Origin of the sequence: Stenotrophomonas sp. SRS1 (assembly GCF_026130205.1) — a bacterium.
Taxonomy (GTDB): Bacteria; Pseudomonadota; Gammaproteobacteria; order Xanthomonadales; family Xanthomonadaceae; genus Stenotrophomonas; species Stenotrophomonas rhizophila_B.
Genome location: NZ_JAINFD010000001.1, coordinates 1,263,985 through 1,278,308 on the forward strand (window position 1 = coordinate 1,263,985; position 14,324 = coordinate 1,278,308).

A 14,324-nucleotide genomic window follows, 5' to 3' on the forward strand; every position below is an offset into this window, starting at 1 on the left:
GGAAGTACATCCACGCATGGAATCACCCCAGCGCTGCGGGATACGCACGGCCCTCGCGCAACGGGCGGAAGTAGTCGGCCCGCGCATGGAAGCCCGCGTCCTGCCGCGCGTGCCACCCGGGAATCCCCGCCAAGGGCAATGGCCGCAGTTCCAGGGGATCATTGAGCAGCACACCGTCCGCGATTGCCTGCGCCACCGCCGCAATCGCGGTGGCATCGTCATCGCCCTGCACCACCACGCACTTGCCGACCAGCAGGCGCTCGGGCACCAAGGCCTGCTCCAGCAGCGCATGCCCGATCACCGCCGCGACGGCGATGTCGCCACGTCGCCACTGCCCTGCCCCGTTCACCAACAATGCACTCCAATCGTGCTGATCCCACGCGCGCAGCAGCGCCGGTTCGCGCACGCGCACGATCACGCCGCTCTCGTCGAATTGGGTCAACGCAGCCTGCGCGCGGTTGCGCTGCCCTGGCGCCATCGCCGCGATGTGCCGGCACTGCTGCCGGTTGAGCGCGCGCTTGATGTGGGGGTAACGCGCCCAGATCAGGGCGTTGAACAGGTCGTGCCAGTTGTCCGCACGCGTGGCGATCTGGCCGCGCTCGGCAATGCGGGTTTCATAGTGCAGGCCGTCGGCCAGCAGCGTCTCATCCTGCTCGGCCAGATGCGCGTCCGGCAGCGCGAGGCGTGCATCGAGCGATGCAATGGTGGGCCAGCTCGGGGCCATCAGCAGGTCGTGCACGTCGCTCAGCCCGGCGTAGATCGGCTGTGCGAAGCAGGCCGCATCCACGGCTTCGCGCGGCGGTGCGATGAAACGGCGACGACCGCCGATATCGGCAGCCGTCGCCACTGCGATCACAGCACCTGCAGATCGAACGGCTTGCGCGCCTCGGCGGCGATGATCGCGTCGCCAAACAGGTCGTGATCGTCGCTCTCGGTGATCTCGACATCGACGAACTGACCGACACGCAGCTTGGCGTCATCGGCGTTCTGGATATGCACCAGGCCGTCGATCTCCGGCGCATCGGCCTTCGAACGCGCCACGGCGATACCGTCTTCGATGGCATCGACCAGGCACTGCTGCACGGTGCCGATCTTGGCCTCCAGGCGCGCGGCGGAGATCTCCGCCTGACGTGCCATGAAGCGGGCCAGACGCTCCTGCTTCACTTCTTCGGGCACCGCACCGGGCAGATCGTTGGCGGTCGCGCCAGTGACCGGCGAGTAGGCAAACGCACCGACGCGATCCAATTGCGCCTCGTCCAGGAAGCTGAGCAGCTCCTCGAACTCGGCATCGGTCTCGCCCGGGAAGCCGACGATGAAGGTCGAGCGCACGGTGATGTCCGGGCAGAGCTGGCGCCAGCGCTGCACGCGTTCCAGGGTCTTGTCGACAGCGCCCGGGCGCTTCATCAGCTTGAGGATGCGCGGGCTGGCGTGCTGGAACGGGATATCCAGGTACGGCAGGATCCGGTTTTCGGCCATCAGCGGCACGATCTCGTCCACGTGCGGGTACGGGTACACGTAGTGCATGCGGGTCCAGGCATCGAGCTCGGACAGACCTTCGCACAGCGCCTTCAACCGGGTCTGGTAGGCCTTGTCGCGCCACATGCGCTCGGCGTACTTCACATCCACGCCATAGGCCGAGGTGTCCTGGGAGACCACCAGCAGTTCCTTGACGCCACCACGCACCAGCCGCTCGGCTTCGCGCAGCACCTCATCGACCGGGCGCGAGACCAGCTTGCCGCGCATCGAGGGAATGATGCAGAAGCTGCACGTGTGGTTGCAGCCTTCGGAAATCTTCAGATAGGCGTAATGGCGCGGGGTCAGCTTGATGCCGTAGTCGGGCACCAGATCCACGAAGGGATCGTGCTTGGGCGGCAGCGCGGCGTGCACGGCCTCCATCACGCTCATGTAGTCCTGCGGGCCCGACACCGCCAACACGTTCGGGTAGGCCTCGCGGATCTGCTCCGGGCGCTTGCCCAGGCAGCCGGTGACGATCACCTTGCCGTTGGCGTTCATCGCCTCGCCGATCGCATCCAGCGACTCGGTCACGGCCGAATCGATGAAGCCGCAGGTGTTGACCACCACCACGTCTGCCGAATCGTAGGAGGGAACGATGTCGTAGCCCTCGGACCGCAGCTGGGTGAGGATGCGCTCGGAATCGACAAGGGCCTTCGGGCAGCCAAGGCTGACGAAGCCGACTTTGGGGTTCAGCTGGGACATGGATCGCAAGGACTCTGGGGGCCTGGGCCCATGCCGGAATGGCGTGGGGACCTGGGGCCGGAAACGGCGGCAAGTATACCGGCGTTCAGTCCGCGCCCCTGAACCGGATCGGGTTGATCCCGCCAGATCCGGCATCCCCGCTGACATCGCGCTAACCCGCGCGGGGCCGATAATGAATGCCTGAACCAACGGGAGTCTCGCACCATGGGTGAGTGGATCACACTCGATACGCATTACGGACCGGTCCGCGCCTGGCAGGCGACGCCGGAAGGCAAGCCGCGCGGGGGCCTGGTGGTGATCCAGGAGATCTTCGGCGCCAACCCGCACATCCGCGCGGTGGCCGACGATTACGCCGCCAAGGGCTATGCGGTGCTGGCCCCGTCGTTCTTCGATCTGGCCGACTCGGCCCCGGACAGCACCGAACCGCCGGAACTGTCTTACGACAGTGATGGCGTGGCCGCCGGCCTGGCCATGGTCGACGAGCTCGGGGTCGAAAAGGCGCTGGAGATCGTGCGGGCCGCTGCGTCGCGGCTGGCCCCGGCCGGCAAGGTCGGCACCGTCGGCTATTGCTGGGGCGGCAGCATCGCCCTGCTCTCCGCGCTGCGCCTGGGTCTGCCCTCGGTCAGCTATTACGGCGCCCGCAACGTGAACTATCTGGACGAGACGCCCAAGGCGCCGGTCATGTTCCACTTCGGCGCGCAGGACAAGAGCATCCCGCCGGAGGCGATCAAGGCCCACCGCGAGAAGCTGCCGCAGATGGCCACCTTCGTCTATCCGGCCGATCACGCCTTCAACCGCAGCGTCGGACATGCGTATGATCCAGACAGCGCCCACCTGGCGCTGGAACGCACCCTGGACTTCTTTGCGGAGCATCTTGGATGAGCGAGTTCGAACTGGATTCACGCCTGGCCACCGACAGCGTACTGGTAGCAGAAGGGCCGTTATCGCAAGTGCGATTGATGAACGATGAAAGGTACCCCTGGTTGATCCTGGTCCCGCGCCTGAGTGGCGTGACCGAGTGGATCGATCTGGACGGCGAGCAGCAGGACAAGCTGCGCACCGAATTGAACCGGGCGTGCAAGGCGCTCAAAGGCACCGATGGGGTCGAGAAGATCAACATCGGCTCGCTGGGCAACATCGTGCGCCAGCTGCATTTCCACGTGATCGGGCGCCATGTCGGCGATCCGGCATGGCCGGGCCCGGTCTGGGGCCAGGGGCAGGCGCACCGTTTTGATCCACAGGTGCTGGCCGAGCGTGTCGCGCACTGGAAGGAACGGCTAGGATATTCGCCCCAGCCCTAGCGGACCCTGCCCCTGATGCGTTCCAACCTTGTCGCCGCCATCGTCCTGATCCTCGTCGGCCTGTTCCTGCTGGCCAGCAACCTGGGCTGGACCAACATGAACATGGGGAAGCTGATCCTCACCTGGTGGCCGGTTGTGCTGGTGGCCGTTGGCATCGGGTTGCTGTTCGGCCGCGGCAAATAACGCCAGCCGGGAAGACGGAAACGAAAAAAGCGCGGAGCGATCCGCGCTTTTTTCTTGTGTGCAGTCTGGTGCCGGCCAGCGGCCGGCACTACCGGCAGGTAGGCTGGCACTACCGGTAGGTTTGCCGGCACCGCCGGGACGTGGGCTCAGGTGCGCGGCAGGGTGACGCCGGTCTGGCCCTGGTACTTGCCGCCGCGATCCTTGTACGAGGTCTCGCAGATATCGTCCTTGTCGGCCTGCAAGAACAACATCTGTGCCACGCCTTCGTTGGCGTAGATACGTGCCGGCAGCGGCGTGGTATTGCTGAATTCCAGGGTGACGTGGCCTTCCCACTCCGGCTCCAGCGGGGTCACGTTGACGATGATGCCGCAGCGCGCGTAGGTGCTCTTGCCCAGGCACACCACCAGGGTGTCGCGCGGGATGCGGAAGTACTCCACGGTGCGCGCCAGTGCGAAACTGTTGGGCGGGATGATGCACTCATCACCGACGATATCCACGAAGCTGCCCGGATCGAAGTGCTTGGGGTCCACGATGGTGGAGTTGATGTTGGTGAACACCTTGAACTCGCGCGAGCAACGCACGTCGTAGCCGTAGCTGGAGGTGCCATAGCTGACGATGCGCTGGCCGTTGGCCTGCTTGACCTGGCCGGCTTCGAACGGCTCGATCATGCCCTGCTGCTCGGCCATCTGACGGATCCAGCGGTCACTCTTGATGCTCATGTAAGGGGGTCCTGGGCTGCGCCGGTTCGGGCCCGCCATTATGCCGCAGCCCCCCTGCCCCGGCACGCGTAGGTGGGGCCGCTGCGGCGGCCGCCCCGGCTCAGATCAGCGAGGACAGGATCGGAATGCTGGCGCGCGGGCGCTTGGCCACTTCCTCGATCAGGCGCTCTGCAGCGCGCAGATAGGCCTGGGCCGCCGGCGATTCGGGCGCGGCGGCGGTGATCGGCGTACCGGCATCGCCCTGCTCGCGGATGCCGATTTCCAGCGGCAACGACCCCAGCAGCGGCACGCCGTACTGCGCGGCCATACGCTCGCCGCCGCCCTCGCCGAACAGATGCTCGACCTGGCCGCAGTTGCTGCAGGTGTGCACCGCCATGTTCTCCACGATGCCCAGCACCGGCACCTCGACCTTCTCGAACATCTTCAGCGCCTTCTTCGCATCCAGCGTGGCGATGTCCTGCGGCGTGGTGACGATCACCGCGCCGGCCAGCGGAATCTTCTGGGTCAGCGTCAGCTGGATGTCGCCGGTGCCCGGCGGCAGATCGATCAGCAGGTAGTCCAGGTCGTCCCACAGGGTGTCGTTGAAGAACTGCGTCATCGCCGAGGTCGCCATCGGACCGCGCCAGATCATCGGCGTCTCGTCCTCGATCAGGTAACCGATCGACATGGTCTCCACCCCGAACGCACGCATCGGCTCGATCGACTTGTTGTCCGGGCTTTCCGGACGGCCACTCAGGCCGAGCATGGCCGGCACGCTGGGGCCATAGATATCAGCATCCAACAGACCCACCCGTGCGCCGAGCCTGGCCAGCGCGACCGCCAGATTGACCGCGGTAGTGGACTTGCCGACGCCGCCTTTGCCCGAACCCACGGCAATCACGTTGCGGACGCGCGGATGCGGCGACAACCCCTTCTGCACTTGGCTGGCGTGGGGACGACGCGACTGGCTGGCACTCACTGCAGGGGCTCCGGAAAGAGGTTCTGGGAACCGGTCACTATACAAGGTACGAACAAGCCATCCTTCGGTGCATGCATCAGATAGTCCCGCCAGCACTCACTCGTACCGGATCTCACGCATTCCCGCTGAACCCACCCATTCAGTTACAGCTCATACGACCAAATTCAGCAAAGCTGTCGCTTGGTAAGTGACTGTAATCAATGAGATGTTGCACGGCAACATGTCTCAGTTCCGCCGGATGTGTGACGAAAACATGTGAATATCGTTAACGTTGTGTTACGTTCGAGTGAGAGCACGGAATGCTCATGAACGTCACCGTAACGGACTCAGGGAAGAGGGACATGTACATTATTCAGTGGGGATCCAAAAGATGAATCAACGTTTTGCGCCTTCGCGGCATCCGCTCACCTGCGCCTTGATGGCTGGCCTGATGGCCGTCGGCGCCGCTCCTGTCATGGCACAGGAAGCAGGCAGCGCCACGACCGAGCTGGATAAAGTCACCGTTACCGGCTCGCGCATCGCGCGTACCGGCTTCGTCACCCCGTCGCCCACCACCGCCATCACCGCCGAAGAGATCCGCGCCACCGGCGCGACCAATATCGGCGATCTGATGTCGCGCCTGCCGGCCCTGTCCCCGACCTACACGCTGGGCAACTCCACGCGCTTCATCGGTACCGCAGGCGTTGGCCTGATGGACCTGCGTGGCATGGGCACCTCGCGCACCCTGGTGCTGGTCAATGGCCGCCGCCACGTTGGCGCCACCTCCGGCTCCACCTCGGTTGACGTGAACACCATTCCGGTTGAATGGATCGAGCGCGTTGAAGTCATCACCGGCGGCGCATCCGCTGTGTACGGTGCCGACGCGGTCGCCGGCGTGGTCAACTTCATCATGAAGAAGTCGTTCGACGGCGCAGAGCTGCGCGCCCAGACCGGCATGTCCGACGAAGGCGGCTTCAACCGTTCGTTCGTCAGCTTCTCCACCGGCACCGACTTCGCTGATGGTCGCGGTAACGCCGCCATCGCGCTGGAGTACAGCAAGCAGGACCGTTTCCGCCGCAGCGATCGCGCGATCGGCAACGAATTCCTCGTTCCGATCCGGAACCCCGCGTACGATCCGAGCCAGCCATCGAGCGAGCGCAATCCGGAGACCATCCTGAGCGGTCCGGGCGGCAATCACTCGATCTCCTTCGGCGGTACCTTCACGCTGGGCGCCTTCGACTTCCGCACTCCGTCGACCTGGGGCAACCGCTACCAGTTCAATCCGGATGGCTCGTACCGCAAGCAGCGCTATGACGGCGTCATGGTCAGCAACACCTCGTGCACCAACTGCGACTTCGCCGACCTGAACTCGGTCGCCGACCTGCAGCCGGGCTTCGACCGCAAGAGCGTCAATACGGTCGTCAACTTCGACCTCAATGACAATCACCGCCTGTACTTCGAAGGCAAGTACACCGAAACGGTGTCCGACTTCCTGGGTCAGCCGTCGTTCGATACCACCATCCGCGTCCAGCGCGACAATGCCTTCGTCACCCCGGAGCTGCGTGCCCTGATGGCGGCCAACGGCGTGTCCCAGCTGACGCTGAACCGCTTCAACGTCGACGCCGGCCAGCGTGGCGAGCACGTCGAGCGCACCACCCAGCGCTTCGTGTTCGGCATTGAAGGCAACCTGAGCGAGAACTGGACCTATGATGCCTACGGCAACTGGGGCCAGACCGAGGTCAAGCGCTGGAATCTGAACAACCGCATCAACGAACGCTGGCAGGCGGGCCTGGACGCGGTCATCGACCCGGCCACCGGCAATGTCGCCTGCCGCACCACGCTCAACCCGAACGCGGTCAATCCGCACACCGGCCGCGTGTACTCCGGCTTCGCGCGCGAAGGCTGCGTACCGTTCAGCGTGCTCGGCAATGGCGGCGTGACGCAGGCCGCGCAGGACTGGATGAACGTGGATTCGTTCAATTTCTCGCGCATCCAGCAGTCCGTGTTCAGCGCCTCCGTGGCGAATCCGTCGCTGTTCAGCCTTCCGGCTGGCGACGTCGGCGTCGCTGGCGGCGTGGAATACCGCAAGGAAAAGAGCCGCGAAATCACCGATCCGCTGGCCGCCCAGGGCCTGACCTTCCTCAACGCCATCCCGAACCGGATGGGTCAGTACAACGTCAAGGAAGTCTTCGTCGAAACCAGCGTCCCGCTGCTGGCCGACATCCCGGGCATTTACTCACTGACCATGGACGCCGCAGGCCGTTACTCGGACTACAGCAGCATCGGCGAGACCACCACCTGGAAGGTGGGTCTGGACTGGACCGTGATCCCGTCGCTGCGTGTGCGCGGCACGCTGTCGCAGGCCGTCCGCGCGCCGAGCATCGGCGAGCTGTACAACCCGCAGAGCGAGAACTTCGCCACCATCGCCGATCCCTGCAACTACCTGCCGACCAACACCAATCGTCCGTCGACCGCGAAGGACCCGACGCTGCGCCAGGCCAACTGCTCCGCGCTGGGCGTGCCGGTGGGCTGGATCGACACCTACAGTGCCAATCGCCCGGGCGTCAGCGGCGGCAATCCGGATCTGAAGCCGGAACGTGCCCGCAGCTTCACCTACGGTTTCGTGTGGCAGCCTGATTTCCTGCCAGGCTTCGGCATGTCGGTGGACTACTGGAACATCAACCTGGAAGACGCCATCGGCGCCGTGTCCGCACAGACCAACGCCAGCCGCTGCGTGGATTCCCCCGGCGGTGTGGGAAACTCGTTCTGCGGCCAGGTCGTACGTGCACCGGTCGGTGGCTTCACTGACGCACAGGGCCGCTTCTTCCCCGAGTACTCGATCGTTCGCTGGAGCGCACTGAACGAGAACCTGGCACGCTCGCGTCGCATCGGCGTTGACGTGGAAATGGACTATCGCTGGAACATGGCCGGCGGCGATGCCGTGGTCCGGTTCGTCGGCAGCCGTCTGATCCAGTCGCGCGAATGGGCCTTCCAGGAGTTCCCGGACGAGTACAACGAGTACGTCACCTACGTGACCGATCCGCGCTGGCGCGCGACCCTGCAGAGCAAGTACTCGCTGGGCCAGTGGCGTGCTTCGTGGGACCTGAACTACATCGACGGCAACCTGCGCGTGACCCCGAGCAGCTACGCTAGCAACCCCGGTTCGGCCAGCCCGATCCGCAATGGCTCGTACACGTACCACAACTTCCAGCTGGGCTATCAGTTCCCGGGTGACAAGATCGACGTGTACCTGGGCATCGACAACGCCTTCGACAAGGATCCGCCGCGCAACTACTTCGGTGCCGATGTCGGGCACTCGATGTACGACAACGTCGGCCGCTACTTCTACATGGGCGCGTCCTACAAGTTCTGATCCATCCAGAACGGCAACTCCCAACAAGCCCGGCTCACGCCGGGCTTGTTTCGTTTCAGGCCTGCGCCACGTCCTCCCCGACCCGGGCCTGACCCTGCTCGCAAGCAGCCCTGAACTGCATGCCAAAAACCCGAAAACAGCAATCGGTTTCACATGCAATTATTCAGCGCCAGCTCATTGTTTCCGGTGTTACAAATCGATACAAAAACATACACATTTGATTTAAAAGCATTTTTCCAGATATTCCAGGCCTCATTTCTGATCGCAATGTGACTGATCGGTGTAAGCACTGTTAAGGCTGTGTTACGTTCGATGACGAAGCAAGGAAAGCTTCACCATTGAATGTAAACGTTCCCACGGATGGCCCCCACCCACGTCGACACTGCACTCGGGGATGCCCATGTCTCGCTATCGCTCCACCCTGTCTCGCCACCCGCTGACCGCTGCCGTTCTGACCGGCATGCTGCTGACCAGCGCCGTCACTGCCTTCGCCCAGGACAGCGGCACCACCAACCTGGACAAGGTCACCGTTACCGGTTCGCTGATTCCGCAGACCGAGATCGAAACCCATACGCCGGTGGTGACCATCACCGCCGAGGACATCCAGACCCGCGGATTCACCAGCGTGGCCGATGTCCTGCAGCAGTCCTCGTTGACCACCGGCGGCCTGCAGGGCGGCCAGACGTCGGCCTCGTTCACCCAGGGTGCTGAAGCAGCCGGCATGTTCGGCCTGAGCCCGAGCTACACCAAGTACCTGATCAACGGCCGGCCGATGCTGTCCTACCCCGCGCTGTACAACGGCGGCGATACGTTCAACAACATCAGCGGCATCCCGATCGACATCGTCGAGCGCATCGAGATCCTGCCGGGTGGCCAGTCCTCCCTGTACGGCTCGGACGCGATCGCCGGCGTGGTCAACATCATCCTGAAAGAGCGTATGGACGGCAGCGTGCTCAACGTGCGCGGCGGCACCTACACCGAGGGCGGCGGCAGCACCTTCCGCATCAGCGGAGCGACGGGTTTCAACAGTGCCGATGACCGCCTCAACGTGCTGGTCAATGCCCAGTTCGAGTCGAGCAACCCGATCTGGGGTTACCAGCGCGACGTCACCAGGACCACCAACGGCAACGGCTACACCGCCCAGGTGCCGACCAATGACTTCCTGGTGGTCAATCCGGCGGCAGGCAATGCCTACTTGATGATGGACCCGAACCTGTGCGCCAACGTCGCCGGTCAGTTCGGCGGCACCACGGTGCTTGGCACCCGTGCGGCCGGCCAGTCCTGCGGCTCGATCTACGGCCCGGGCTACAAGACCGTCAAGAATGGCAAGGACAGCGCACAGATCTACAGCTCGTTCACCTTCGACGCCAACGACAGCCTGCAACTGTTCGGCGATGTGCTCTACAGCTATGAAGACGTGAAGTACGCCACCGGCTCGAACTACACCTGGTGGGGCACTGCTTCCGGCTACGGTCGCTTCTGGGATCAGACCAGCGGCCAGTGGATGAACCTGCAGCGCGCGTTCGCGCCGGAGGACATCAGCGCCAACGGCTACAAGGACATTCTCAACACCGACCGCAACAAGGCCTACCAGGTCACCCTCGGTGGCCGCGGCACGCTGGGCAACTGGGATTACAGCGCCAGCTTCACGCGCGGCGAGTACAAGCTGACTGAGCGCAATTTCGTGCGCTGGGCCGATCCGATCAACAACTATTTCGAAGAGAACGTGCTGGGCCCGCAGTTGGGCACGCGTAACGGCTATGCCGTGTTCTCGCCGAACTGGGACGCCTTCTACGCACCGATCCCGGCCGGCGATTTCGCTACCTTCACCGGTTACACCGAGAGCCAGAGCCGTACCTGGCAGAACCTGGGCCGCTTCCAGATCACCAATGGCACGCTGTTCTCACTGCCCGGCGGTGATGCTGGTTTCGCCGTGGTCGCTGAAGCCGGCAGCGAAGGCTGGGATTACACCCCGGACGAGCGTCTGATGGATGGCAGCGTGTGGGGCACCACCGCCGTAGCCGGTGCTGGCCATCGCAGCAATTACGCGGTGACCTCCGAGCTGCGCCTGCCGCTGCTCGACTCGCTCACTGTGACCGGCTCGGGCCGTTATGACGCCTTCAAGATCGGCAACAGCACCGTGGACAAGGCGACCTACAGCGTGGGCGTCGAGTTCCGCCCGATCGAAAGCCTGCTGTTCCGCGGCAAGTACGGCACCGCATTCCGCGCGCCGAGCCTGTCCGATGCTTTCCAGGGCCTGAGCGGTTACTACGCCAACGGCGCCACCGACTACTACCGCTGCGGCCAGCTGGGCTACGCACCGACCGACACCACCGGCTGTGCGTATGACAGTGTCTCGGTGTTCGGCCAGCGTGCCGGCAACCCGGACCTGGAGCCGATCACCGCCGATGTGTGGAATGCCGGCGTGGTCTGGGCACCGCTGAACAACCTGTCCTTCTCGGTCGACTACTACAACTGGAAGATCAAGAACGAAGTGGACACGCTGAGCTCGGATCAGCTGCTGCTGGCCGAGTACTACTGCCGCAACGGCCAGGTCAACAACACCTCGGCCAGCTGCGACAACGTCAACGAGTGGATCACCCGCGATGCCTCCGGCGTTCTGGATGAGATCTACACGCCGAAGATGAACGTGGCCAGCCAGAACCTGCAGGCCATCACCGCCAGCGCCAAGTACGTGCAGGAGCTGGGTCGCTTCGGTGCAATGCAGTTCTCCACCAACTACACCAACATGATCAAGCGCGAACTGCAGCCGCAGCCGGGCGATGAGTATCTGGATCTGCTGCGCGATCCGTACAACATGTGGATCTACGATTCCTACGCCAAGGTGCGTGCGGATGGCTCGGTGGGCTGGGCGTTGGACAAGTGGACCACCACGCTGTACTTCAACTATGTCGGCAAAACCCCGAACTACCTGGCCTACGCCGGCAACGGCTATGACTACGTGCATTCCTCGGGCGCCAAGGCGGGCAAGTGGGGCTCCTACACCACCTACAACCTGAGCGTGAACTACCGTGCTGCCGAGAACATGACCTTCTCGGTGATGGTCAACAACGTGTTCAACAAAATGCCCGACAACCAGGCAAGCAACTACCCGGGCACCTCGGGTACGCCTTACAACAATTACTTCTACAACATCTACGGCCGCGCCGTGTATGTGCAGGCCAAGTATGAGTTTGGCGCGAAGTAATACAGCGCGATGAGGTGACAACGAAGCCCCGCCGAAAGGCGGGGCTTTTACGTGCCCGCTCCCCCGGAAGCCCGGTCGCCAGGGTTGACCGGATCAGGCCTCTTGCCATCGGCCATGACCTTCGACACCCTTGCAGGCCGGGCCAGCGGCGTATCGTCTGGCCCACAGGCCCTTCCGGGCCATTCCTGCATGACTTTCCGGCCTGGAGGCCAATCACGTGATCGCTCGTACACCCAAACTGGTACTGCTGACCCTGGCCGTTTCGGCCGCGCTGGTCGGCTGCGGCAAGAACGAAACCCCGGCCACGGACAGCGCAGCCTCCACCGCCGCGCCGGCGGCCCCCGCCGCCACCGAGTACAAGCTCGACGAGAGCAAGCTGCCGGCCTACAACGCCTTCCACCCGTCCGATCTGGACACCAGCATGGACGCCTGCGGTGCGTTCGGTGACTACGTCAACAGCAAGTGGCTGGCCGCCAATGAGATCCCGGCCGACCGCACCAGCTGGGGCGCCTTCACCATCTTGGACGAGCGATCGGTCGCCGTGCAGCACCAGCTCGCCGAGCAGGTCGCGGCGGTCAAGAACCCGGTCGGCATCGAAAAGATCGTTGGCGACTTCTGGGCCACCGGCATGGACGAGGCCAAGATCAATGCCCAGGGCATCGAGCCGATCAAGGCCGACCTGACTGCCATCGACGGCCTGCAGGACAAGGACGCGATCGCCAACTACCTGCGCACCAGCGCGGCCAAGGGCGAGAACGTGCTGTTCGGCTTCGGTCCGGAAGCGGACTTCAAGAATTCCAGCATGAACCTGGCGTACGCCAGCCAGGGCGGCCTGGGCCTGCCGGACACCACCTATTACACCGACGCCAAGAACGCCGACAAGCTCAAGGCCTACCAGGCCCATGTGGCCAAGGTGCTGGAACTGGCCGGCGTGGCGACCGCCGATGCCGAGAAGCAGGCCGCCGATGTGGTCAAGTTCGAAACGCGCCTGGCCAAGGCCTCCAAGTCCAGCGTCGAGCTCTCGCGCGATGTCTCGCTGTTCTACAACCCGGTCACCGTGGCCGATGCGGACAAGCTGACCCCGAACTTCAGCTGGACCGAGTTCTTCAAGGCCCAGGGCATCGCCGCCCCGGAGAAGTTCTCGCTGGCCATGCCGAGCTTCCACCAGGAAGTGAGCAAGGCGCTGGGCGACACCGATCCGTCGGTGTGGCGTGCCTACCTGCGCTTCCACACCGTGGACGGCGCCTCGCCGTACCTGGCCGATGCCTTCGTCAACGAGAACTACAACTTCTACGGCAAGACCCTGAACGGTCAGAAGGAGCAGAAGCCGCGTTGGAAGCGCGTGCTGGGCACCATCGAAAACGATGCCGGTGATGCGTTCGGCCAGCTGTACGTCAAGGTCGCTTTCTCGCCGGAAGCCAAGGCCAAGATGGAAGAACTGGTCAAGAACCTGGCCGCCTCGCTCAAGGAGCGCATCCAGGGCCTGACCTGGATGAGCGACGAGACCAAGGCCAAGGCGATCGCCAAGTGGGAGACCTTCACCCCGAAGATCGGCTACCCGGACAAGTGGCGTGACTGGAGTGGCCTGACCACCGGTCGCGACAGCTACCTGGGCAACGTCCGCGCGGCGAACGCATTCAATTACAAGTTCGCGCTGTCCAAGATCGGCCAGCCGGTGGACAAGACCGAGTGGGGCATGACCCCGCAGACGGTCAATGCCTACTACAACCCGCTGCAGAACGAGATCGTGTTCCCGGCCGCCATCCTGCAGCCGCCGTTCTTCGACCCGAAGGCCGATGACGCGCTGAACTACGGCGGCATCGGTGCAGTGATCGGCCACGAAATGACCCACGGTTACGACGACCAGGGCAGCCGTTTCGGGCCGACCGGCAACTTCGAGAACTGGTGGACCGAGGCGGACACCAAGAACTTCAGCGGCCTGACCGGCAAGCTGATCAAGCAGTTCGATGGCTACAAGGTGGACGGCCAGCCGGTCAACGGCAAGCTGACCCTGGGCGAGAACATCGCCGACCTGGGTGGCCTGGCCACCGCCTACGACGCCCTGCAGAAGGCCTCGGCCGGCAAGGAAGACCCGAAGGTCGACGGCTTCACCCGCGACCAGCGCTTCTTCTTCAACTGGGCCACCGTGTGGCGCACCAAGTACACCCCGGAGAACATGAAGGTCCGTCTGGCGACCGACCCGCATGCCCCGGCGCAGTTCCGTGCGATGGGTGCCCCGTCGAACCTGCCGACCTTCGCCGCTGCGTTCCAGTGCAAGGCCGGTTCGCCGATGGTGCGCGCCGGCGACCAGCAGGTCGTGATCTGGTAAGCCATCGCGCCCACGCGTGAGGTGATGCATGCAAAGGCCCGGGATCTCCCGGGCCTT

General features: G+C 64.1%; 10 protein-coding genes. 6 read left to right on the top strand and 4 right to left on the bottom strand.

What is annotated here, in order from left to right:
• Positions 1 to 22 precede the first annotated feature (22 nt).
• Positions 23 to 856: a DUF3025 domain-containing protein gene (locus tag K4043_RS05605; RefSeq protein ID WP_265308478.1), complete on the bottom strand. Its 834-nt coding sequence runs from the start codon at positions 854 to 856 to the stop codon at positions 23 to 25.
• Complete coding sequence (gene rimO / locus K4043_RS05610; protein WP_123730612.1) at positions 853 to 2,217, bottom strand: 30S ribosomal protein S12 methylthiotransferase RimO; 1,365 nt, start codon at positions 2,215 to 2,217, stop codon at positions 853 to 855. Before rimO ends, K4043_RS05605 begins: the two co-directional genes overlap by 4 nt.
• A gap of 204 nt (positions 2,218 to 2,421) precedes the next feature.
• Here rimO and K4043_RS05615 point away from each other — a divergent pair, with 204 nt between their 5' ends.
• The 3 genes from K4043_RS05615 to K4043_RS05625 are packed head-to-tail and all read left to right on the top strand — an operon-like array spanning position 2,422 to position 3,701.
• Complete coding sequence (locus tag K4043_RS05615) at positions 2,422 to 3,099, top strand: dienelactone hydrolase family protein (protein ID WP_265308479.1); 678 nt, start codon at positions 2,422 to 2,424, stop codon at positions 3,097 to 3,099.
• Positions 3,096 to 3,518 (top strand): HIT family protein, encoded by a 423-nt coding sequence (locus K4043_RS05620; protein WP_121038502.1) that lies wholly within the window; start codon positions 3,096 to 3,098, stop codon positions 3,516 to 3,518. Before K4043_RS05615 ends, K4043_RS05620 begins: the two co-directional genes overlap by 4 nt.
• 15 nt (positions 3,519 to 3,533) lie before the next feature.
• The gene (locus K4043_RS05625) at positions 3,534 to 3,701 is read left to right on the top strand and encodes a DUF5668 domain-containing protein (protein WP_019182647.1); all 168 of its coding nucleotides are present in this window, start codon (positions 3,534 to 3,536) and stop codon (positions 3,699 to 3,701) included.
• Between the two features lie 146 nt (positions 3,702 to 3,847).
• Here K4043_RS05625 and dcd read toward each other — a convergent pair whose 3' ends face one another.
• The gene (gene dcd / locus K4043_RS05630; RefSeq protein WP_265308480.1) at positions 3,848 to 4,420 is read right to left on the bottom strand and encodes a dCTP deaminase; all 573 of its coding nucleotides are present in this window, start codon (positions 4,418 to 4,420) and stop codon (positions 3,848 to 3,850) included.
• 100 nt (positions 4,421 to 4,520) lie between these two features.
• Positions 4,521 to 5,378, bottom strand: coding sequence for an iron-sulfur cluster carrier protein ApbC (gene apbC, locus K4043_RS05635; protein WP_265308481.1), 858 nt, complete (start codon positions 5,376 to 5,378; stop codon positions 4,521 to 4,523).
• A 370-nt stretch (positions 5,379 to 5,748) separates the two neighbouring features.
• On the opposite strand from apbC, the gene K4043_RS05640 reads away from it, so the two are divergent.
• The 3 genes from K4043_RS05640 (at position 5,749) to K4043_RS05650 (ending at position 14,267) form a co-directional block, all read left to right on the top strand.
• Positions 5,749 to 8,730, top strand: a complete 2,982-nt coding sequence (locus K4043_RS05640; protein WP_265308482.1) for a TonB-dependent receptor — start codon at positions 5,749 to 5,751, stop codon at positions 8,728 to 8,730.
• Positions 8,731 to 9,130: 400 nt separating this feature from the next.
• Positions 9,131 to 11,938, top strand: a complete 2,808-nt coding sequence (locus K4043_RS05645; protein ID WP_265308483.1) for a TonB-dependent receptor — start codon at positions 9,131 to 9,133, stop codon at positions 11,936 to 11,938.
• A 220-nt stretch (positions 11,939 to 12,158) separates the two neighbouring features.
• A complete protein-coding gene (locus tag K4043_RS05650) occupies positions 12,159 to 14,267 on the top strand; it encodes a M13-type metalloendopeptidase (RefSeq protein WP_184997309.1) in 2,109 nt (702 codons plus the stop codon).
• Positions 14,268 to 14,324 lie beyond the last annotated feature (57 nt).